Source organism: Nitrosococcus wardiae, from assembly GCF_004421105.1.
Taxonomy (GTDB): Bacteria; Pseudomonadota; Gammaproteobacteria; order Nitrosococcales; family Nitrosococcaceae; genus Nitrosococcus; species Nitrosococcus wardiae.
Genome location: NZ_CP038033.1, coordinates 1,795,435 through 1,816,773 on the forward strand (window position 1 = coordinate 1,795,435; position 21,339 = coordinate 1,816,773).

General features: G+C 50.9%; 19 protein-coding genes. 13 read left to right on the top strand and 6 right to left on the bottom strand.

Annotation, left to right across the window (positions count from 1 at the left end):
- The first annotated feature begins 4 nt into the window (after positions 1–4).
- Positions 5–850: a metal ABC transporter permease gene (locus tag E3U44_RS08705; protein WP_134357772.1), complete on the top strand. Its 846-nt coding sequence runs from the start codon at positions 5–7 to the stop codon at positions 848–850.
- 41 nt (positions 851–891) lie between these two features.
- Positions 892–1,338 (top strand): DUF29 domain-containing protein, encoded by a 447-nt coding sequence (locus E3U44_RS08710; RefSeq protein WP_134357773.1) that lies wholly within the window; start codon positions 892–894, stop codon positions 1,336–1,338.
- A gap of 13 nt (positions 1,339–1,351) precedes the next feature.
- On the opposite strand, the gene E3U44_RS08715 is transcribed toward E3U44_RS08710, so the two are convergent.
- Entirely contained in the window at positions 1,352–2,008 is a 657-nt protein-coding gene (locus tag E3U44_RS08715) for an ERCC4 domain-containing protein (protein ID WP_276321974.1), read from the bottom strand.
- Positions 2,009–2,297: 289 nt separating this feature from the next.
- Between E3U44_RS08715 and nudE the strand changes: the two genes are divergently transcribed.
- Together nudE and cysQ are read left to right on the top strand one after the other, a co-directional pair.
- Positions 2,298–2,879, top strand: coding sequence for an ADP compounds hydrolase NudE (gene nudE / locus E3U44_RS08720; protein ID WP_134357775.1), 582 nt, complete (start codon positions 2,298–2,300; stop codon positions 2,877–2,879).
- Positions 2,863–3,702 carry a 3'(2'),5'-bisphosphate nucleotidase CysQ gene (cysQ, locus tag E3U44_RS08725; RefSeq protein ID WP_134357776.1) on the top strand — a complete coding sequence of 280 codons (840 nt, stop codon included), beginning with the start codon at positions 2,863–2,865 and terminating at the stop codon, positions 3,700–3,702. The genes nudE and cysQ overlap by 17 nt, the downstream gene beginning before the upstream one ends.
- 192 nt (positions 3,703–3,894) lie before the next feature.
- Here cysQ and E3U44_RS08730 read toward each other — a convergent pair whose 3' ends face one another.
- Positions 3,895–5,283, bottom strand: a complete 1,389-nt coding sequence (locus E3U44_RS08730) for an OprO/OprP family phosphate-selective porin (protein ID WP_134357777.1) — start codon at positions 5,281–5,283, stop codon at positions 3,895–3,897.
- Between the two features lie 445 nt (positions 5,284–5,728).
- Here E3U44_RS08730 and phoB point away from each other — a divergent pair, with 445 nt between their 5' ends.
- The 9 genes from phoB to E3U44_RS08775 all read left to right on the top strand — a co-directional run bounded on the left by phoB (position 5,729) and on the right by E3U44_RS08775 (position 17,612).
- Positions 5,729–6,418, top strand: coding sequence for a phosphate regulon transcriptional regulator PhoB (gene phoB / locus E3U44_RS08735; RefSeq protein WP_134357778.1), 690 nt, complete (start codon positions 5,729–5,731; stop codon positions 6,416–6,418).
- Positions 6,419–6,591: 173 nt separating this feature from the next.
- Positions 6,592–7,902, top strand: a complete 1,311-nt coding sequence (gene phoR / locus E3U44_RS08740; protein ID WP_134357779.1) for a phosphate regulon sensor histidine kinase PhoR — start codon at positions 6,592–6,594, stop codon at positions 7,900–7,902.
- A gap of 167 nt (positions 7,903–8,069) precedes the next feature.
- Positions 8,070–9,050 carry a PstS family phosphate ABC transporter substrate-binding protein gene (locus E3U44_RS08745; RefSeq protein WP_134357780.1) on the top strand — a complete coding sequence of 327 codons (981 nt, stop codon included), beginning with the start codon at positions 8,070–8,072 and terminating at the stop codon, positions 9,048–9,050.
- Positions 9,051–9,161: 111 nt separating this feature from the next.
- Positions 9,162–11,447, top strand: a complete 2,286-nt coding sequence (locus E3U44_RS08750) for an ABC transporter permease subunit (RefSeq protein WP_134357781.1) — start codon at positions 9,162–9,164, stop codon at positions 11,445–11,447.
- A gap of 41 nt (positions 11,448–11,488) precedes the next feature.
- Positions 11,489–13,141, top strand: coding sequence for a phosphate ABC transporter permease PstA (gene pstA / locus E3U44_RS08755; protein WP_134357782.1), 1,653 nt, complete (start codon positions 11,489–11,491; stop codon positions 13,139–13,141).
- Positions 13,142–13,157: 16 nt separating this feature from the next.
- Positions 13,158–14,009 (top strand): phosphate ABC transporter ATP-binding protein PstB, encoded by an 852-nt coding sequence (gene pstB, locus E3U44_RS08760; RefSeq protein ID WP_134357783.1) that lies wholly within the window; start codon positions 13,158–13,160, stop codon positions 14,007–14,009.
- Positions 14,010–14,046: 37 nt separating this feature from the next.
- Complete coding sequence (gene phoU, locus E3U44_RS08765) at positions 14,047–14,760, top strand: phosphate signaling complex protein PhoU (RefSeq protein ID WP_134357784.1); 714 nt, start codon at positions 14,047–14,049, stop codon at positions 14,758–14,760.
- A 137-nt stretch (positions 14,761–14,897) separates the two neighbouring features.
- Positions 14,898–16,406: an exopolyphosphatase gene (gene ppx / locus E3U44_RS08770; RefSeq protein ID WP_134357785.1), complete on the top strand. Its 1,509-nt coding sequence runs from the start codon at positions 14,898–14,900 to the stop codon at positions 16,404–16,406.
- 240 nt (positions 16,407–16,646) lie between these two features.
- Positions 16,647–17,612 (top strand): CYTH domain-containing protein, encoded by a 966-nt coding sequence (locus E3U44_RS08775; RefSeq protein WP_134357786.1) that lies wholly within the window; start codon positions 16,647–16,649, stop codon positions 17,610–17,612.
- 389 nt (positions 17,613–18,001) lie between these two features.
- Here E3U44_RS08775 and ppk1 read toward each other — a convergent pair whose 3' ends face one another.
- Genes ppk1 through E3U44_RS08795 form a run of 4 tightly spaced genes read right to left on the bottom strand, consistent with a single transcriptional unit; the run spans position 18,002 to position 21,298 of the window.
- Complete coding sequence (gene ppk1, locus E3U44_RS08780) at positions 18,002–20,074, bottom strand: polyphosphate kinase 1 (protein ID WP_134357787.1); 2,073 nt, start codon at positions 20,072–20,074, stop codon at positions 18,002–18,004.
- A 29-nt stretch (positions 20,075–20,103) separates the two neighbouring features.
- Positions 20,104–20,385 (bottom strand): BolA family protein, encoded by a 282-nt coding sequence (locus E3U44_RS08785; protein WP_134357788.1) that lies wholly within the window; start codon positions 20,383–20,385, stop codon positions 20,104–20,106.
- Entirely contained in the window at positions 20,382–20,681 is a 300-nt protein-coding gene (locus tag E3U44_RS08790) for a YciI family protein (RefSeq protein WP_134357789.1), read from the bottom strand. The genes E3U44_RS08785 and E3U44_RS08790 overlap by 4 nt, the downstream gene beginning before the upstream one ends.
- Positions 20,682–20,683: 2 nt before the next feature.
- Positions 20,684–21,298 (bottom strand): septation protein A, encoded by a 615-nt coding sequence (locus E3U44_RS08795; RefSeq protein ID WP_134357790.1) that lies wholly within the window; start codon positions 21,296–21,298, stop codon positions 20,684–20,686.
- Positions 21,299–21,339 lie beyond the last annotated feature (41 nt).

Genomic DNA, 21,339 nt, shown 5'->3' on the forward strand with positions numbered 1-21,339 from the left:
ATCCATGGGATTTTGGGAGACATTAACCCACGCGGTCTTTCTGCAGAATGCCCTAGTCGCTGGAATTCTGGCCAGCCTAGGCTGTGGTATTGTCGGCAGCTTTGTGGTGGTCAAGCGGATTGGTTTTTTGGCAGGAGGCATTGCCCATACGGTTCTGGGAGGCATGGGGATCGCCTATTATTTGGATAAAAACCCCTTTGCCGGGGCTTTGGTCGCTGCTTTGTTGGCGGCCTTGCTCATTGGTTGGGTGAGTCTGCGGTGGCGGGAGCGAGAGGATACCTTAATTAGCGCGCTTTGGTCCATGGGGATGGCGGTGGGCATGATCTTTATTTCCCAGACCCCGGGTTACAATGTGGACCTCATGAGCTACTTGTTTGGCAATATCCTCATGGTATCCCGGGAAAAGCTTTACCTGATGGCGGCTGTAGATGGGGTCATTGTCCTTACTGTGATGTTGTTTTATAAGCAATTCCTGGCCCTCAGTTTTGATGAAGAGTTTGCTCGCCTCAGGGGAGTCCCGGTAACGTTTTTCTATTTATTATTACTCTGCATGGTGGCGCTTACCGTAGTCCTTTTAATTCAAGTGGTCGGTTTGATTTTGGTTATTGCCTTGTTGGTGTTGCCGGCAGCCATTGCGGGCCAGTATATGGGGTCTCTGGCAGGCATGATGCTGTTAGCCGTTATCCTGGGGAGTGTATTTACCAGCACCGGTTTAGTGATCTCTTATGAGCCGGATTTACCGGCAGGGTCTACCATTGTACTGGTGACAGGAGCTGCGTATCTCCTTTCTACCTTAGGCACGGGATTGCGGCAACGTTGGCGGGTGCGGCGCCAAATTCAAACCCGGTGAGAGAAAGTTGTATTTGAATGCTTAAAATGGGAAATACCCCTATGACGACGCCACAGTATGACCAGGATCTTTATAGTTGGGCGCTGGAGACCGCCCGAGCTATTCGAACACGACGTTTCGCAGGGATAGATTGGGATGCGATAGCCGAGGAGCTAGAAGATATAGGGCGAAGTGAGGCGAGGGCGTTGGAGAGCCAGCTGATACGGTTGCTCGCCCATTTACTCAAATGGCAGTATCCACCTCGCCAAAGACAACAGTCTGAAAACAGTTGGTGTGGGACTATCAGGAACGCGCGGCGGGAGGTCCGAGATCTTTTGAGAAAAAACCCAGGACTTCAAGCCAACCTGCAAGTGCGTTTTCTGGAATCTTATCCTAAAGGCGTAGACTGGGCCGTTATCGAAACTAACCTGCCTGAGACCACTTTTCCCGCTGAGTGTCCCTGGACTTTTAAACAGGCGATGGATGATGATTTTTGGCCTGAAGCCTGAAATAAGCCTATAGTTAAAGCACGGGATCATTAAAAATGGAATACTCGGTTTCTCCTTCATTGACGGCCCAACGAATATCACGGGCTACTCCCTTACCAATCCCGGGTACGGTCATCAGCTCTTCAAGCTGGGCGTTTAAGATAGCTTCTACACTGCCAAAGTGAGCGAGCAACTGCCGTGCCCGTTCCGGACCTATCCCAGGAAGTCCCTGTAGTAGGGTAAGTTGGGTGCGTCGTTTCCCTTTGGGACGGCGACCCTTCCGCGGCAGCGCTCCTGTGGCGACGCGGCGCATTTGCTGGGCGGCGTAAATCAGTAACTTGGCGCTTTCTTCAGAGTGGCGAGAGCGAAGCAGGGGAATGCCTAAAATCAAAGTCAAAGTAATGATCGCGCCTTGGATGGCCTCTCGGCTCATCTTGTTGTCAGCTAAGCTGGCAGTGGTTCCTTCCAGAAGAATAACGGTTCGATACTGAGATGTTGCGAGCCGGCACCCTTGGCGAAATAGACGGCCATCCTGAATGGAGGCAATCAGATCCATCAAAGTCTTGCGCTCTGCCAGTAAACGATTATCAATCAGATAATCCCCCAAGGGGAGGCGCTGGAATTTGATAGACATCCCCTCCATTGCTGCTAAAACGGCGGCCGGTCCACAATTGGCTTCCCGATCATCCACAATGACGGATAAGGGGGGATTGATTTCTGGAAATGCCTGGGTTGATATTTTAATGACTCCATCCTCCTGAGGGGGCTTATTTAATATTTATCGGTGCTTTTAAATAAGCTAAAGTGCCAGAGAAGTGACTCATTACTCCAGCCTCTACGGGTGCACAATTCTATTTGTGGGCTCAGAGGGGCGGTTAAGCAGCACGAAGCCGATCGCATTCTGCTCAAAATTTTGCCTAGCTACTTAATGTAACCTTGGGTTGTGGTATTTTTTTAAAACTGCTTCGCTATTTAGCCACGTGATTGATAAAGAACGTCATAAGCCGCAAATCGTTGCCATCGAGACTATCGCCAAGACGCGGTTATTTCGGGTGGAGAGTGTTGACTTGTGTTTTTCCAACGGCGTTGAAACCCGCTATGAACGTCTCAAGGGGGGAACACATGGTGCGGTCTTAGTGGTACCCCTACTTGATCGGAATACGGTGCTGCTTATTCGAGAATACGCTGTGGGGACCGATCGATATGAATTAGCCTTACCCAAGGGGCGGGTTGAGGCGGGGGAGGAGTTACTCGCGGCAGCTAATCGGGAGATGATGGAAGAGGTGGGTTATGGCGCCGGTCGCCTTACTTATCTCACTTCTTTGACCGTGGCACCAGGCTATATGGGGCACAGGACCCATGTGATCATGGCTGAGGATCTCTATGAAGAACGCCGTCTAGGGGATGAGCCCGAGGAGATCGAGGTCGTGCCGTGGCGCTTGACGGAATTATCCGCGCTGCTTGCCCGGGAAGACTGTACTGAGGCCCGCAGTATTGCAGCCTTGTTTATGGTCAAAGAGAAATTAACTCAAGAGGAAAACATCAATGCCACGAGGAAGTGATCCAGCAGCATTGCTGGAGCCAGTGATGGAGATTGCCATAGAGGCCGGAGAGCAGATCCTGGCTGTCTATAAGACGGCATTTGTGGTAGAGCATAAGGAGGATTGTTCGCCCCTGACTGAAGCGGATCTCGCCTCCCATAATACTATTGTGCAAGGACTGGCAACGTTAACCCCAGGGGTGCCGGTGCTATCAGAAGAGTCCAAGGAAATATCCTTTGCGGAACGCCATACTTGGCAACGTTATTGGTTGGTCGATCCCTTGGACGGAACCCGAGAATTCGTCAAGCGTAATGGAGAGTTTACGGTCAATATTGCCCTCATTGAGGATCATCAACCTGTTTTGGGAGTGGTTTATGGGCCTGTGATGAAAGTGCTGTATTACGCTTCCAGGGGGCAGGGGGCTTACCAAAAGGAAGCTGATAGGGCTTCAACCCCACTCAAAGTGCGTCCTTGGAGGGGAGGCACCGCTCGGGTGGTGGGTAGCCGATCTCATGCCGGTGAACACCTTAAAGCTTTTCTAAATAAGGTGGGGCAGTATGAGTTAGTCTCCATGGGGAGTTCGTTAAAAATTTGCTTGGTCGCGGAAGGACAGGCTGATGTTTATCCCCGCTTTGGGTTGACCTCGGAATGGGACACGGCGGCGGCCCAGTGTGTAGTAGAACAAGCGGGGGGGATGCTCGTTGACCTTAATAGAGTGCCGCTTCGCTATAATGCTAAAGAATCGTTGGTCAATCCCTATTTTTTAGTGATTGCCGATCCTGCGGGCCACTGGGAACAGTTTATTCCTGAATCAGTAAAATTGGATTCCCATTCCGGAAATTAGCGTCTTTTTTGGTCCTTTTCCCAGAAAAGGAGGGGTTGGTTTCTTTGTGTCCTTGGTGCCTTTGTGGTGATCTCATTAATTATCCGGGATAATTGTAAAAAAGAAAGCCCCATCAAAGCAGAGGAAGATGGGGCCTAAAGTGAAGGAGACGATATCTAAAGCTGAGTGCGTCAGTGAATCGCCAAAGAGTATTTAAAAGACGATTTGACCTCGTAAGGTATAGATATTGACATCCTCATCTATGCCTCCCAGACTGGTCGCTTCGCTGTTGGGATCCGGCTCAGCGCGGATATAATTAGCGCGGAATAAGATACTGGGGGTGGCCCACCAGTTGAGGCCCACAGTAAAGTTATCCTCCTCTCCTCCCAGAAATCCGTTATCTTCCAGATCGATGGTGCTATAGCGGAAAGCGATTTCCCACGCTCCCCAACCGCCTTGACCTACAATGCCTTTGGGGATAACCCGGTTATAACGGCCTTTGTCCACCTCATAATTGCGGGACTCGCCGGTGAGAAAATACCCCGCCTGGAAATACCAGCCGTCAAAGTCAGGTTCAGGCAGTCCATTTTCCCGACCGACTTCGGCTCGAAGGTACTCCCCTTGAGCATGGAATGAACCCCAAACGGTAGAAAGTTCTCCTCCCAAGAGTAAGAGCTCATCGGCTTCAGGAATGACACCCGTGTTCACTAATCTAGTCCCTGCAATATGGGCTTCGGGACGGTTTGAGAAAGCGAGCTCTGGATCATGTTCGAAATTACGGTAGTAGGCAGCCCCCCCTACATGCACCACCCGAGTGGCTTCAGCAATAGGGGCAAAGGTCACTCGGCCGGCCACCCCCCAATTTTCATTAGATTTGCCTGCGTCGTCAGTGCCTTCACCAAAGAATCCGCCATTGACGGTCCAGTTATTGCCATGGGTACCCACATTAAGGCCTAAGCGGCGGCGACCAATGTCTTCATTATCAAGAAAACCATCAATTAGTGCCCGTTCCTGGAAGACTTGCCAGTTAGAACTGGTCATAGATTGAAGGCTAATCGGGACCTTTTGGTGGCCTAAAGTGAAGCTGACAGGTTTTAGCCCGTTGAATCGGATATAAGCATCGTTAATTTCACTTTCGCCCTCGGCAAAATCGACTTGGAGTTTGTAGTCCCAAATCCTCCACATGGTCCCTTGAGCTTTGAGGCGGGCACGGCGGATTTCTGCTCCGCTTCCCAGGTCGCTTTCATCTTCATCAAAGAAATTCGCATCGGCCTGAATACGGCCCCCCACATTGAACTCAAAGGCGCCATCAGTGGATTCCACCGTAAGCCCTTTATAGTCCGTTTTCACTTTGACCGAAGCTTGGCCGGTTTCGGCCACTTCTTTCTTGAACTGTTCTTGCTCGGCAATGGCTTCTTCTTCATCGGCCATGGCGGCATTCCGTAATATTTCGAATTCGTCCTGACTGATGGTCCCCCGGTCCCGGAGAACCTTAAGCAGGTCCAGCAGGGCCTCTGTGCCCCCGTAGGTGGGACCAGCTAGTAAGCCAGTGCAACCTATAACCGCACAATAGGTAAGCAGATTTTTAAGTCTGTATTTCAAAGCTTTGTCCTCCCCCTATAGAAAATTACCTGAAGAATAATGGATAACTAGGCCTATACCTTTAAATAGAGAGCGACCATAGCGGGGGTTTATGACGAAGATGTGAAAGTAAAATTACAAAACTGTTACAGTGGGAGAGCGCATGAGCCAGTATGCTCTACTAGGGCTCAACTCTTTCTATTATTTAAGAGGGTGGAACTCTAACGGGGATTGATTAAGCCAAGATGAAGGTTAAATGACAAAATTATTACAATTAAAACGGCATGGAAGGGGAAATTTATCGACAATCTGGTTATTTCCTATCGGATTGGCGTCAAAATTAAGCAGGCTTAGAATACTTAAGCTGAGGTTGTCATAAAGTTGTCATAATTTAAGTGTCATAATTTTAAGTTAAAGCAAGGATGGTTAGGATTTTTTAAACGGTGTATAAGAAACGAGATTAAAAGTGCCTGCAACAATATTGGTCGTTGATGACGAAACCGCAATTCGCGAAATGCTGGGATTCGTCCTTACTCAGGAAGGTTATCATTATCAGGCGGCGGCTGATGCCGAACAGGCATGGCAACGGATCAATGAGTCCCGCCCAGATCTCATCTTGCTAGATTGGATGTTGCCAGGAATTAGTGGAGTGGATTTAGCCCGCCGCCTTAAACGAGAACCTAATACCCGTAGCCTCCCCTTAATCATGCTGACTGCCCGCGATGATGAGGAGGATAAAGTTCGAGGCCTCAATGTGGGCGCTGATGATTATATCACTAAGCCCTTCTCGCCGACGGAACTGATAGCTCGGGTTAAAGCGGTGCTTCGGCGGAGTGCGCCATTGCTCAGTCGGGAAGTGGTTGAAGTGGATGGACTAAAGCTTGATCCGAGCAGCCATCGGCTGAGCGTTAAGGATAACCCCTTGGAAATGGGACCTACCGAGTTTCGTCTGTTACACTTTTTTATTACCCATCCCGAGCGAGTCTATAGCCGAGGCCAGTTAATCGACCATGTTTGGGGGGACAATGTTTACGTGGAGGAACGTACGGTGGATGTGCATATTCGCCGGTTGCGTAAGTCCTTGGAGCCGAGTGGTCACGATAGATTTATCCAAACCGTACGGGGGGTAGGGTATCGCTTTTCTACCCATTCCTAGAGGAGCCTCTCGGACGATGTCTCACCTCTGCATTGCTGCCCCAATTTTCGCCAGGCAAGACGCGACCGACGAAGTTGGGTGGTTACCAACAAGGAGGAAGCAACGCCGCATGGCGAAAATGGGAGCGCAATCCGTCGTATGCGCGAAATATTGCCCGGGAGGATTCTAATCCCATGCGTGCAGATCTTTGGCGTTTTGGGGGGGGGCTGTTACTAGCTTTGTTCTTGGGACTCGTTTTAGGGCGGGTCTTTTTTTGGCTTTTTCTCTTTACCTTTGGTTATGTCCTGTGGCAACAACGCCAACTCTATCGCCTTTATCGGTGGTTGCAAAAACCAAAAAAGAGAGCGCCTCCCAGTGAGATTGGAATAATGGGGGGAATTGTCCGTGAGATTGATTTTAGGCGTCAGCGCCACCGTTCTCGCAAGGGCAAGCTTACTCAATATCTCAAGCGTTTTCAGAAAGCGACGGCGGCTCTTCCCGATGCAACCATCGTTCTTAACCAACACGATGAGATTGAATGGGCCAATGAAGTTAGCCAACGGCTCTTGGGGATAAAATCCCCCTGGGATGTGGGCCAACGCATCACCAATCTGATCCGTTATCCGGATTTTGTTGAATTGATGGCGCTTGACCGCAACGAGGCTAGCACCATTGAGTTGCCTTCGCCCGTTAACCCGGAGTTGCATTTAAATATCCGCATGGTTCCTTACGGTGAAGGGCAGCGTCTGTTGGTGGTGCGGGATATCACTCGACTCCATCGGTTAGAGCGAGTGCGGCGTGATTTTGTGGCCAATGTGTCCCATGAGTTGCGGACTCCTTTAACTGTCCTCCGCGGTTATCTGGAGATTCTGGACAGGGGAAGGGAGGGCAACCCCGAGGTTTGGGTCCGTTCCTTTAAAACCATGCAGGATCAGGTCGCGCGCATGCAACATCTTATCGACGATCTGCTGATGTTGTCGCGGCTGGAAAACCGGAATAAAAAACCGGCTGAGGTTCCAGTTGCGGTTCCGGAGATGTTGGCAGGGATTTGTCGGGAAGCCCGGATGCTGAGTGGTGACCGCCAATATCAGATTCAACTCGAGGCGGATACCAGCTTGTGGTTACGGGGAGACGAGCGGGAACTGCATAGCGCTTTTTCCAACCTGGTAGTCAATGCCATTCGCTATACCCCGGCCCAGGGAAAGATTACCCTCCACTGGTTTAAACAGACGGATCAGCCTTGCTTGGAGGTGAGAGATACTGGCGAAGGGATCGCAGCCGAGCATATTCCCCGTTTGACAGAGCGTTTCTATCGGGTTGATAAAGGGCGCTCACGGGAGAAGGGCGGTACTGGTTTGGGGCTGGCCATTGTCAAGCATGTTCTAAACCATCATGAGGCCCGGTTAGAGATCGAGAGTGAATTGGGTAAGGGGAGCGTATTTCGTTGTCTTTTTCCTGTTGAGCGAGACCACCGGCCCAAAATGCATTTATCCGAAGCAAGTTAGTGACTGGTCAACGCTGTCATATAAATGTCATATTGTTGTCCTATACTGGTGACGAGCTTGGTACATCATTGGTTTGTTACACGGCTTTCACTCCTGCAGAAATCAAAGCATATCCCATTGAATAATCGTAACAATAAAGGCGTCCTACGTTAAGGAGAATTGAGTACATGCAGATTAGACACATCATTGCGGCTCTAGGGTTAGCCTCGGTCGCACTGTTTTCTAGCCATAGTATGGCGGCAGAACAGGTGGATTCTGATCTTAAGGAATACAGCAAGGCCAGTGGTGTCGCTGGCAACTTATCTAGCGTTGGCTCTGATACTTTGGCTAACCTCATGACCCTTTGGGCTGAAGAGTTCAAAAAATTCTATCCTAATGTGAATATTCAAATCCAGGCGGCGGGTTCCTCAACGGCGCCTCCCGCACTGACTGAAAGTACCGCTAATCTCGGTCCTATGAGCCGGAAAATGAAGGACAAGGAGGTGGAAGCCTTCGAAAAGAAGTATGGTTATAAACCGACCCCCATTCGAGTAGCTATTGATGCGCTAGCGGTTTATGTCAACAAAGACAATCCCATTGAGGGAATCACCATCCCGCAAGTGGATGCGGTTTTTTCTGCTACTCGCAAATGTGGCTATCCTAAAGATATTACAATGTGGGGAGATCTGGATCTAGGTGGCGAATGGACCCACCGTAGTCTCCAGCTCTTTGGCCGTAACTCCGTTTCTGGGACTTACGGTTACTTTAAGGAAGCGGCCCTTTGTAAGGGCGATTTCAAAAATACGGTCAACGAGCAACCCGGTTCTGCCTCGGTGGTTCAGGGGGTGACTAAATCAATTAATGGTATCGGCTACTCTGGCATTGGCTACCGTACCTCTGGGGTGCGTGCGGTTCCCCTGGCGACCAAGGCGGGTGCCCCTTATGTGGAGGCGACCTCGGAGAATGCTGTGAGAGGGCAATATCCTCTGGCGCGCTTTCTTTACATCTATGTCAATAAGCATCCCAACAAATCCTTGCCGCCTTTAGAACGGGAATTTGTCAAAATGGTGCTTTCTAAGACGGGCCAAAGCGTGGTGATTAAAGATGGTTATATTCCATTGCCAGCCCGGGTCGCCGCTAAAGATCTTGGCAAAATTGGGGGGGATTAAGGTAAGGGAGGCCTATTAGCCGTGCCTCAAACATCTCTATGTCCGGAAAGCGCCTCGCCAAGCGAGGCGTTTTTTCTTTCACATTTTTGTTATCTTTTCCCATAGATTGAAATGGTTGCTAGAGTTTCAGAGACTGAAGAATCTGTCGTTCCTTCTCCCAATTCGCCGGTGGCCATACGCCGTCGCCGCTGGCGTGAAATCAAGGACCATATCGCCCGATATTACATTGCTGCCGGTGGCATCAGTGTTATTATTGCCATTATTCTGATTTTCTTTTACCTCCTGTACGTGGTCATCCCCTTGTTTCGCCCGGCTCATGTGGAGCCAGGCGTCCAGTATTCAGCTCCTGGCGGCAGTCCTGAAAACACCCTTCATCTGGCCTTGAATGAATATAATGATGTGGGTTTCCGCCTGACTGACCAGGGACGGGCCATTTTCTTCTCTACCGGGGATGGCAAGGTAGTTTCGGAAGCCCAACTGCCGTTACCTAAGGGAGTCACCGTGACTAGTTTCGGGGCCGGCGATCCTTCCCGTCAAGCAGTTATCTATGGTCTTTCCGATGGCCGCGCCCTGCTGTTACGCCATGCCTATGATATCTCTTATCCCGACGATATTCGCACTATTACGCCTCGGTTAGAGCACCCTCTCGACAAAGGACTGTTGGCGGTAGATGCCCAGGGGCAACCCTTACGCCTCATTAGTGCCCAATCTGATGAGGACCAGACCACTGTGGCTGCAGTCACTGGGGACGGACGCTTAGTTTTGGTGAACTTTGCCTTGCAGCGGTCTTTTCTTGATGATGAAGTGACTATTGAGCGGGTTGCCTCATCGCTGGATCTCTCTCCACTTAAAGTGACTCATCTGGCTCTTGATGTGCAGCAAGAGGAGTTATATTTGGCTGATTCGGAGGGCTATATCAACTACTACCAGGTAAGGGATAAGGAAGCGCCACGCTTGGTGCAGCGGGTGAAGGCAGTCCCAAAGGATGTTCAGATCACTGCTTTGTCCTTTCTCACAGGCGGCATTTCGCTCTTGGTAGGAGATTCTTCCGGTCGGATCGCGCAATGGTTCCCAGTGCGAGATGAAAATAATAATTATACCTTAGAGCAAATCCGGACCTTCGAATCTCAACAGGCACCGATTACGGCCATTGCCTCTGAGCATGCTCGTAAAGGCTTCTTAGCGGCGGATGCTTCAGGCCACGTGGGCATTTACCACACCACTGCGCACCAGACATTACAGGTCACACGCCTCAGCGAGGCTCCTTTGACGACGGTGGGAATTGCGCCTAGGGCGAATGCGATGCTAGCCAGCGATCCCCAGGGCAATGTGCATTTCTTGAAGATAGATAATGAACACCCAGAGGTCTCCTGGCAGGCCCTGTGGGGGAAAGTCTGGTATGAAAGTCGGCAAGAGCCTGAGTTTATCTGGCAATCCTCATCAGCGAGTAATGATTTTGAGCCAAAGTTTAGTTTGACCCCCCTCACTTTTGGTACCTTCAAGGCGGCTTTCTATGCCATGTTGTTTGCCATTCCGCTGGCCATTATGGGAGCGATTTATACGGCTTATTTCATGAGCGCTAAAATGCGGGGGTTGGTCAAGCCCACCATTGAGATTATGGAGGCACTCCCTACGGTTATTCTCGGTTTTTTGGCTGGTCTCTGGTTGGCACCCCTGGTCGAAAGTCATCTCCCGGGGATCTTCGCCCTCTTGCTGTTAATGCCTGTGGGTATCTTTATCGCTGCTTATTTATGGCACCGGCTGCCTAGCCGGGTGCGCCATCGGGTCCCGGAAGGTTGGGAGGCGGCACTGCTTATCCCCGTTGTGGTGGGTATAGGGGCCCTCGCCATGATACTGAGTAAACCGTTAGAGATGGCATGGTTTGGTGGCAACATGTCTCAGTGGATCACCACTCACTTAGGGATTACCTATGATCAGCGCAATTCCCTCGTGGTAGGGTTTGCTATGGGTTTTGCCGTGATCCCGACGATTTTTTCTATCTCTGAAGATGCTATTTTCAGTGTCCCCAAGCATCTCACTTTTGGGTCCTTGGCTTTAGGCGCCACTCCGTGGCAAACCTTGGTGCGGGTAGTGCTTTTAACCGCCAGCCCAGGTATTTTCTCTGCCGTGATGATTGGTCTTGGCCGAGCGGTTGGCGAGACCATGATTGTGTTAATGGCTACGGGTAATACGCCCATTATGGATTTTAATCTTTTCCAAGGCTTCCGGGCCCTTTCTGCAAATATTGCCGTGGAAATGCCGGAGTCTGAGGTCAACAGTACTCACTACCGCATCTTATTCCTGGCGGCATTAGTTTTATTTATGGTGACCTTTGCTGTTAATACTCTGGCCGAGATTGTGCGCCAGCGGTTGCGAAAAAAGTACAGTAGTTTGTAGGTAGTTAGATTGGATGAAGATAGATAAAGAGCTCAAAGCGAATGAAAGAGTGGTTTAAATCGGGGACGCCGTGGGTGTGGTTGACTGCGGGTGCAGTGAGTACCAGTGTGGTCATGGTGGCGGGTTTATTGGTCCTTATTGCGGTCAAGGGATTGGGGCATTTTTGGCCAGCGCAGATTGCAGAGATTGAGTACACCCAGCAGGATGGGGAAGTCGTACGTTTGATTGGGGAAGTGGTTAGCCAAGAGCAGGTTGCCCGCCAGCGCTTGCAGGATAGGGGTTATATGCTGCCCGAGGCCCCCTCTCTGGTGACTCGGAACCTGCTCAAAGTAGGCAACCGGGATTTCTTCGGTTTTGATTTTCTTTGGATTGTGGAGCCATTGGTCAACAATGAGCGTTATCCCAAGGAGTTGATGGCCATCGAGCGGCGGGAATGGGGCCATTTTTATGGCTATCTTCAGTCTGTCAAGGAGCAAGACAAGGTTATTGCCGAAGGTGAAAATGCCTGGGAGACTCTTCAACAACGCTTGGCTAGAGTCAATGAGTTCCATGCTCAAATTAAGGATATTGAAAAGCATGACATTGGTGCCATCAATTATCAATTGGAGAAGTTGCGTTTGCGTCGTCGGGGTCTGGAACTTGAAGAGGTGACTGATCCCCAGGCCTATGCAAAGGTGGAGGCCGAGGAGGCAGAACTGCAGGAAGCCTATGCTAATGTTCAGAAAAAGCTTAATGAACTTTACCAGCAAATTAGGCGAGATAGCCTGACGGCAGAGATTGCTGATGGGCGGGTGGTGGAAATCCCCTTGGCAAAGGTGGTGCGGGCCTACCGTCCTAATGGGATGGGGATAGGAGACAAGAGTCATTTTTATTTGGCAAAGCTTAGGGAATTTGTGACCGAGGATCCCCGTGAGGCCAATACGGAGGGGGGGATTTTTCCTGCTATCTTTGGGACAGTGATGATGGTCCTCATTATGTCCGTTATCGTCACTCCCTTTGGCGTGGTGGCAGCCGTCTATTTACGGGAGTATGCTAAACAAGGGCTGCTGGTACGTATTATACGGATTGCAGTCAATAACCTGGCAGGGGTGCCTTCTATCGTCTATGGGGTATTCGGTCTGGGATTTTTTGTTTATTTTCTGGGAGGGAACGTGGATCGCTGGTTCTTTCCAGAAGCGTTGCCGGCACCGACTTTTGGGACTCCAGGCTTACTTTGGGCTTCCTTGACTTTAGCCATCCTCACCGTGCCTGTGGTCATTGTGGCGACAGAAGAGGGGTTATCCCGCATTCCCCGTTCCATTCGGGAGGGAAGCCTGGCATTGGGGGCTACTCGAGCTGAAACTTTATGGCGCACTGTATTGCCCATGGCTGCTCCCGCCATGATGACAGGGCTTATTTTGGCCGTAGCGCGGGCTGCAGGCGAAGTCGCACCCCTGATGATGGTAGGGGTAGTGAAGCTAGCTCCCTCTTTGCCTTTAGATGAGAATTTTCCGTTCTTGCATTTAGACCGCAAGTTTATGCATTTGGGTTTCCATATTTATGATGTGGGCTTTCAAAGTCCTAATGTGGAAGCTGCTCGCCCTTTGGTTTATGCGACAGCTTTGCTGTTAGTCCTAATCATCGTGGCCCTCAATCTGACCGCTATTATGATTCGTAACCGACTCCGAGAAAAATACCGTGCAGCAGAGAATTAAAGAAAAGGTTAATATCATGAACCGGCAGACTAATGACAAAACGCCGCAGACCCATGGGGTTGATATCTCGTTAATCGAGCGCGGTGTTGAAAAAGTTAAGCTACAGGATGAAACGCCCTGTCTGCAGGTTAAAGAATTCAATCTTTATTATGATCAAAGTACGCAGGCGCTTAAAAACATCAATCTTACTATTCCAGAGCGGCGAGTAACCGCTTTTATCGGTCCAAGCGGATGTGGCAAATCCACTCTGCTGCGCTGCTTTAACCGCATGAACGATCTGATTGATGGAGTCCGTATCGAAGGGGGAGTATTTCTCCATGAACAAAATATTTACAATAAAAACGTTAATGTGGCTGATTTGCGGCGCCGTGTTGGCATGGTGTTCCAAAAACCCAATCCTTTCCCCAAATCTATTTATGAGAATGTCGCCTATGGGCTGCGCTTGCAGGGGATTAAAAACCGCCGTACCTTAGATAAAGTGGTGGAAAAATCTCTTAAAAGGGCTGCCCTATGGGATGAGGTCAAAGGCCGTTTAGACGACAATGCGGTGGGCCTCTCCGGTGGTCAGCAGCAGCGGTTAGTGATTGCTAGAGCCATCGCCATTGAGCCGGAAGTGTTGCTTTTGGATGAGCCTGCTTCAGCCTTAGATCCCATCTCTACTCTCAAAATCGAAGAACTGATCTATGAACTGAAGAACGAGTATACCATTGTGATCGTTACCCATAATATGCAGCAAGCAGCACGGGTTTCGGACTATACGGCTTTTATGTATCTGGGGGAATTGATTGAGTTTGGCGATACGAGTACTTTATTTACTAATCCCAAAAAGAAGCAGACCGAAGACTATATTACCGGGCGCTACGGTTAATGATTGCCGGCGCTCTATAAGGCACAAGGAGTGAATCATGCCCCATAGCACTACGCCCCATACCTACCGGCAGTACGATAAGGAACTTGAGGATATCAAAAATCGGGTCCTCGCTATGGGCGGACTCGTCGAGCGGCAGATCGCCGAAGCCGTGGATGCTTTGGTAAATGGAGATGTGGAAAAGGCCGAAGAAGTGATTAGCCAGGATTACCGGGTCAATGCCATGGATGTGTCCATTGACGAGGAGTGCACCCAAATTTTAGCCCGTCGTCAGCCCACTGCAGGTGATTTACGGTTGGTGATGGCGGTAATTAAAACTGTTGCCGATCTGGAACGAATCGGGGATGGGGCCGAGCGCATAGGCCGGACTACGATTCGTTTATCGGATCGGGAAAGACCCGCGAATACTTTTGATTTGATAAGATCCCTCTCTAATCATGCCTTGGGGATGTTGCGGGATTCTTTAGATGCTTTTGCCCGTATGGACCCTGAGGCTGCCCTCAGCGTGGCGGCGCTAGATGCCCAGGCAGACGCCCGCTACGAGAGTATCCTGCGCCAGTTGATTACCTACATGATGGAAGATCCCCGCAATATTTCCTGGGCAGTGGAACTTATCTGGGTGGCCCGGGCTCTAGAGAGAATTGGCGATCATGCCTGCAATATCTGCGAATATGTCATTTATTTGGTCAAGGGCAAGGATGTACGCCATATCAGTTTGGAAAGCATGGAGCAAATTGTCCACGAAGACTAAATTTTAATTTTTCATTCGCTTAGGTACGCGCTTTCAGAATTGGAAAGGCGAAAGGATTATATTTGCCTCAGAAATTAGGGTCTTTTCTGTTTTTTTCTCCATGGAGGGAAGTTGGTGGTAAATAGGGAGTTTGACTTGTGTTAAGCCAGCGACATCCCGATACTCTGGCCGCCATAGACCTGGGGTCCAATAGCTTTCATATGATCATTGCCCGCGTGGTGAGAGAAGGTCAGCTACAGGTACTAGACCGCTTGCGGGAGATGGTCCAACTGGCCTCCGGCCTCGATAATGATAAGCATTTGAGCGAGGCGGCCCAGGAGCGGGCCCTGAGTTGCTTGGCCCGCTTTGGACAACGCTTGCGGAATCTCCCTCCTTGGGCAATCCGGGCCGTGGGCACGAATACCCTACGGCGGGCGCGGAATGCCGATGAATTTTTGGAACGCGCCTGTACTGTTTTGGGCCATCCTATTGAAATTATCGCAGGGGATGAGGAGGCTCGGTTGATTTATTTGGGCGTTTCCCATGCCCTAGATTTTGATAATGCCCGACGACTGGTGGTTGATATTGGCGGAGGAAGCACAGAGTTCATTATCGGTGAAGGTGCTGAAGAGGGGCGTTATCGGGAAAGCATTGAAATGGGCTGTGTCCATTATAGTCACCGCTTTTTCCCCAAGGGAATCTTGAATGGAGCTTCTATGCAGCAAGCTGAAATTGCTGCCCGGACGATGTTGCAAGACATTGAACAGCAATTTCGCCATTTAGGGTGGGAAGAAGCCATAGGGGCTTCGGGAACTATCCGGGCCGTAGCCCGTGTAGTCGCTGCCCAGGGTTGGTGCGGCAGCGGAATGATTACGGCGGCTTCCCTAAAGGCCCTTGCCCACTTTATGGTGGAGACGGGCCATGTTAAACAACTAAAGCTTGAAGGGGTAAGCCCTGAGCGAGGGCCCGTATTTCCCGGCGGCGTGGCGATACTCAAAGGCATTTTTGAGAGTCTGGGTATTGAACGCATGACGGTATCGGATGGCGCCCTGCGGGAGGGGTTGCTGTATGATCTCATTGGCCGGATTCGCCATGAGGATGTGCGTAGCCGCACTGTTGCTGATTTAGCCCAGCGCTACCATGTGGATCAGTCCCATGCCTCTCGGGTTAAAGAGACTGCCATGGCATTACTGGAAGCGGCGGCTTCCACCTGGGAGCTGGAAGAAGAAGAGCATTTTTTGTCTTTGCAGTGGGCGGCAATACTCCATGAAGTAGGTCTGGCCCTTTCCCATAGCCAATACCATAAGCATGGTGCCTATCTCGTGGCCTATAGTGACATGTCTGGTTTTTCCCAGCAGGAGCAGCAGGTCTTGGCGTTCCTGGTGCGGGGACATCGTCGCAAATTGCCAGTTGCCAAACTAAAGCTGCTTCCCGAGGATCTTCGTCAGCCTACGCTGCGTCTTTGCCTATTGTTGCGGTTGGCGGTGTTGCTTAACCGCAATCGTTCCCCCATTGCGCTGCCTTATTTAATATTCAAGGTCGATCAGAACACTTTAAAGCTTAAATTTCCTGAAGGGTGGCTGGTTCAACATCCGCTGACCGAAGCCGATCTGGTCCAGGAAGCCGGTTATGTGAAGGCGGCGGGTTATCGTCTCAAAGCCAAATAAATACCTCTGAATAAAATTATGAGGTGTTTTAGGAGCGAGCCGGAGGTGTTCCGCAAACCCGTTTTTTCTCCCTGAAAAAAGGGGTCGATGCGCGCCCTCCCTGGCGCGCCCCTGAGGGGCCTCCTCCGGATGTCCCGATTCGCTCCCGGCGAATCGGTGCGGGGACTTCCCTGTCCCCTGGTTCCACGCCACCGGCTCGCTCCAAGAATACTTCAAAACTTTCACTGAGATACTTAAATTATGCCGACAGAGAGCGAAATCAAGTTAAGGTTGGCCCCAGGGTACTTGTCCAAAGTGAGTGAACATCCCCTGGTGAGCCGGGATGTCCATCAGGGTCCGATGCGCAAGCACTTGCAAAGCATCTATTTCGATACCCCTGATTTAGGACTCCTAAAACAAGGGGTAGGGTTGCGGGTGCGCCGGATAGATCACCGCTGGGTCCAGACCGTCAAAGGAGCCAGTTCTGGGGGGGCTGGACTCCATCGTCGCCAGGAATGGGAAAGCGAGGTGGACAATAACAGTCCCAATCTGGAGCGGTTAGCGGCAGAAGCCAAGGTAGGAGTACTTGGAGAAGCGGATCTCGCCGCCCGGTTAATCCCGGTGTTTGAAACGGATTTTTGGCGTACCAGTTGGATTTTACAGATAAGGGATGAGAGTGCAATTGAATTGGCTTTGGACGAGGGGCATATCTGTTCGAATAGCCGCACCGAGCCCTTATCCGAACTGGAGTTGGAGCTCAAACAAGGAGAGGATAGGGATCTCTATTGGATGGCCTTGCAGCTGGCTGAGATTGTTCCCCTTACCGTGGAACATGCCAGCAAGGCCGAACGGGGTTATCGACTCTACACTCAACAGTTTTCCCCCCTAGCAGCACCAGAGCCCGCTCCCGCCGATGCAGTCACTGATTTCCGGCTATTGGGGTATTGGCTCGCTGACTTACAATACGGTGAACGGTTATTGCTTGAAAGGCGCGATCCCCAAGGGTGCGGCCACTTACAGGCAGCGGCTGAAAATTTGCATAGAAGTTTGGTAGCGGCAGGCCAGGGAGTGGAGGTTCACCTTCAAGAAGATCTAGACTGGCTCGTCAGGGGTTTACAAGAAAGCAAGGATTTTGCTGAAGCTTGTCATTTGGTGGCGGCTCCCCGCTATAGCCGGTTGTTGTTACGTTTGGGAGGTTACCTGGCAGAGTTAGAAGCAAGGGGCTGACTTGAGTTATGCTTATTTGCTGCCCCAGAAAACGGCTGGTGGTGGAATCCGGCTGAACCAGGCATAAGCATAAGTACCTATGAATAAAATATGAGGTGTTTTAAAAGCGAGCCGGAGGTGTTCCACAAACCCGTTTTTCCTCCCTGAAAAAAGGGGTCGATGCGCGCCCTCCCTGGCGCGCCCCCTATAAGGGGCCTCCTCCGGATGTCCCGATTCGCTCCCGGCGAATCGGTGTGGGGACTTCCCTGTCCCCTGGCTCCACGCCACCGGCTCGCTCCAAGAATACTGCAAAACTTTTACTGAGATACTTAGGGTATAACATCGCAGGACACTTTGAAAACTTTTGCTGAAGCGTGGACCCAAGAAATTGGGGCTAGATCCGGTGGTTTTTAGTCAGCCCGCTTTTCCAGCAATATCTGTTGGGCCGAGCGGGATTTTTGGTTGCCGGTGGGTTTGAGGCGTTTGTAACTGCCGTCAGATTGCAGTATCCAGGCCTGGGTGTTATCTGAAAGATAGAGTAACAGCCCTTCTTTCAATAGCCGCTCGGCTAGGCGTGGGTCTTCAATGGGAAAGGCGGTTTCGACGCGGCGAAACATGTTCCGCTCCATCCAATCGGCGCTGGAGCAGTAGATCTCGCTATGGCCATCATTGAGAAAATAATAAATGCGGCTGTGCTCTAGAAAACGGCCGATAATGGAGCGTACCTGAATGTTGTCGGAGACATTGGGAATACCAGGTCGCAGTCGGCAGATCCCGCGGATGATAAGCTCGATTTTTACCCCGGCCTGGGAAGCCTGATAAAGGGCTTGGATGAGTTGGGGCTCAGTGAGGGAATTCATCTTGGCAATGAGGTGGGCAGGTTTGCCATCCTTAGCATGCTCTGCTTCCCGGTCGATATAGCTGATAAGCTGCTTATGCAGGGTAAAGGGGGATAGCCACAGTTTCTTGAGTTTGCGGGCTCGACCGAGCCCAGTCAGTTGTGAAAAGATCTTATGGGCATCATCGCCGATATCCTTATCGCAGGTCAGCAGACCAATATCAGTATAGATCCGGCTAGTTCGAGCATGGTAATTGCCAGTGCTTAGATGGACATAACGCCGCAGGCGCTTCCCCTCCCGGCGCACGACAACCATTGCTTTAGCGTGGCTTTTATAGCCCACCACGCCATAAACTACTTGAGCACCCGCATCTTGTAGGCGGTTGGCCAAATGAATATTTTCTTCTTCGTCGAAGCGAGCCCGCAGTTCCACTACTGCAGTGACTTCTTTGCCTGTTTTGGCAGCTTCCACCAGGGCATCGACAATGGCAGAATCAGGACCCGTGCGGTAGAGGGTTTGTTTAATCGCCAGCACTTGCGGATCGGCCGCCGCTTTACGTAAAAATTCAATCACCGGGACAAAGGATTCGAAAGGATGATGCAGCAGCACGTCGCCCCGCTGGATAATTTCAAAAATATCTGTGTTGCGGGTCATGCGCAGGGGAAGACCGGGGGTGAAAGGGGGATATTTGAGATCAGGGCGGTCGACCAGGTCTGGCAGCGCTATCAGACGATTCACGTTGACTGGCCCATTCACTTTATAGAGGTCATCTAAAGTGAGGTTAAACTGTTTGAGAAGAAAGTCGGCCATCTCGTCAGAGCAGTTATCTGCGACTTCTAAACGGACAGCATCGCCATAGCGGCGGGTCGACAGTTCTCCTTCCAGAGCATGGAGTAGGTCATCGATTTCTTCCTCATCCACAAATAGATCGCTGTTCCGGGTGACCCGGAATTGGTAGCAGCCCGTCGCGGACATGCCGGGGAACAGGTCATCCACATAGGCATGGATAATGGAGGAGAGGAAAATGAACTCGTAGGGTCCTTTGGCATAAGTGCGGGGCACATGGATGAGTCGTGGCAAAGTCCGCGGGGCCATGACCACGGCAATCCCGTTTTCGCGGCCAAAGGCATCCTTTCCTTCTAGGGCAACAATAAAATTCAGACTCTTATTGATAATGCGAGGAAAGGGGTGGGCGGGGTCCAAGCCCAGCGGGCTGAGCATGGGGACTAGCTCGCTATTAAAGTAGCGTTTTACCCATTGGGCTTGTTTGGGAGTCCATTCCTGGCGCCGGAGAAAACGAATGTTTTCCTTTTCAAGTTGGGGAAACAAGGTTTCCTGTAAGATCCGGTATTGTTCTTCCACTATGCTGTGGGCATATTCACTGACCCGCTTTAAAGTTTCTTGGGGAGTTAAACCATCCGGACCTGCCTGGACTGAGCCTAGGGCAATCTGCTCCTTAAGCCCAGATACCCGGATTTCGAAGAATTCATCTAGATTGGTGCTGGAAATGCACAGAAAACGTAGCCTTTCCAATAAGGGAATGCTTTCATCCGTCGCCTGGGCAAGTACCCGGCTGTGAAATTGCAGCAGGCTAAGCTCGCGATTGAGATAAAGATCCGGGTGTTTGAGGTCGGGGGCATCCATGACTTGAGTCCCTGGGGAACGGCGATTATTTAGCTTTCTGGATATTCCTGAGGAGTATACGCTTTGATGCTGAGGGCGTGAATTTCATTACCCATGGTTTCACCAACGGCGTCATAAACCAGGCGATGGCGTTCTATCCGGGATTTCCCAGCAAAGGCTTCAGCCACAATGGTCACCTGGTAATGACCCCCACCGCCATGACCGGTGTGTCCCGCATGGCGGGCGCTGTCATCTTTGATGACCACGGAATGGGGGGAGAGGGCAGCCTCCAGGCGGGTGCGGATGAAAGCAACCCGTTCTTCTGGAGTCATGGCAACACCTGTTTAAAGGGTTTGACTGTCACCTGGGCATAGACTCCAGCTGCCACATAGGGGTCAGCCTGGGCCCATTGCTCCGCGGCTTCCAGGGAGGGAAATTCCGCCACGATTAGGCTACCGGTAAAGCCTGCTTCTCCAGGTTCCGCGGTATCCATGGCAGGAAAAGGGCCTGCCAGTACCAAGCGGCCATTTTCTTGGAGCTCTTGGATTCGCCCAAGGTGGGCGGAGCGGACTTGGCGACGGCGTTCCAGGCTGTGTTCAATGTCTTGGCCGATGATGGCATAGAGCATAATCAATCCTCAGACGGGTTGAGGTGTCGTGTCAGGTAAAAAGCCTGACCAACAACAAATAAAAGAGTCAAACCTAGCATACCAAACAGCTTGAAGTTTACCCAGACAGCTTCTGCGAACTGATAGGCCACATAGAGATTGGCTAGACCCGAGACCAGAAAAAATATCACCCAGGCTATATTAAGACGGCTCCATATGGAAACGGGCAAAGTGATCGCGGTACTCATCATCCGTTGAATTAAAGGCTTGCGGGTGAATATCTGACTAGCCAGAAAGGCGAGCCCAAAGAGCCAATTGACCACCGTCGGTTTCCACTTGATAAAAGTGGGATCACGAAACACCAGGGTGGCACCTCCCAATAGGGTCACTAGGCCTAGGGTAACTAGGTGCATGGGCTCGAAGCGATGGTGCTTAAAAAAATAGAGGCTGACTTGCAGGGTGGAGGCAAGGATGGCTACGGCCGTCGCAAAAAGAATGGCATCCTCCGAACCACCGGGGGTTAGCGTCAGGAAGGGGAGGCGATTAACTTCCTCTACGATTTCTGGAGGCAGCTTATCGTAGAATTGATAAGCGCAAAAAAATAGAATAACGGGAAAAAGGTCAAAGAATAGCTTCATAGATTCAATAGTTTTATCCTGTAATGGCGTAAAAATATCTT

Bases quoted from the DNA above. Each gene is read 5' to 3' on its own strand.
- pstB (WP_134357783.1), top strand. From the start codon at position 13,158: ATGAACCGGCAGACTAATGACAAAACGCCGCAGACCCATGGGGTTGAT.
- E3U44_RS08745 (WP_134357780.1), top strand. From the start codon at position 8,070: ATGCAGATTAGACACATCATTGCGGCTCTAGGGTTAGCCTCGGTCGCA.
- phoU (WP_134357784.1), top strand. From the start codon at position 14,047: ATGCCCCATAGCACTACGCCCCATACCTACCGGCAGTACGATAAGGAA.
- phoR (WP_134357779.1), top strand. From the start codon at position 6,592: ATGCGTGCAGATCTTTGGCGTTTTGGGGGGGGGCTGTTACTAGCTTTG.
- ppk1 (WP_134357787.1), bottom strand. From the start codon at position 20,074: ATGGATGCCCCCGACCTCAAACACCCGGATCTTTATCTCAATCGCGAG.
- E3U44_RS08710 (WP_134357773.1), top strand. From the start codon at position 892: ATGACGACGCCACAGTATGACCAGGATCTTTATAGTTGGGCGCTGGAG.
- E3U44_RS08775 (WP_134357786.1), top strand. From the start codon at position 16,647: ATGCCGACAGAGAGCGAAATCAAGTTAAGGTTGGCCCCAGGGTACTTG.
- pstA (WP_134357782.1), top strand. From the start codon at position 11,489: ATGAAAGAGTGGTTTAAATCGGGGACGCCGTGGGTGTGGTTGACTGCG.
- E3U44_RS08750 (WP_134357781.1), top strand. From the start codon at position 9,162: ATGGTTGCTAGAGTTTCAGAGACTGAAGAATCTGTCGTTCCTTCTCCC.
- E3U44_RS08795 (WP_134357790.1), bottom strand. From the start codon at position 21,298: ATGAAGCTATTCTTTGACCTTTTTCCCGTTATTCTATTTTTTTGCGCT.
- E3U44_RS08790 (WP_134357789.1), bottom strand. From the start codon at position 20,681: ATGCTCTATGCCATCATCGGCCAAGACATTGAACACAGCCTGGAACGC.
- E3U44_RS08785 (WP_134357788.1), bottom strand. From the start codon at position 20,385: ATGACTCCAGAAGAACGGGTTGCTTTCATCCGCACCCGCCTGGAGGCT.
- E3U44_RS08705 (WP_134357772.1), top strand. From the start codon at position 5: ATGGGATTTTGGGAGACATTAACCCACGCGGTCTTTCTGCAGAATGCC.
- cysQ (WP_134357776.1), top strand. From the start codon at position 2,863: ATGCCACGAGGAAGTGATCCAGCAGCATTGCTGGAGCCAGTGATGGAG.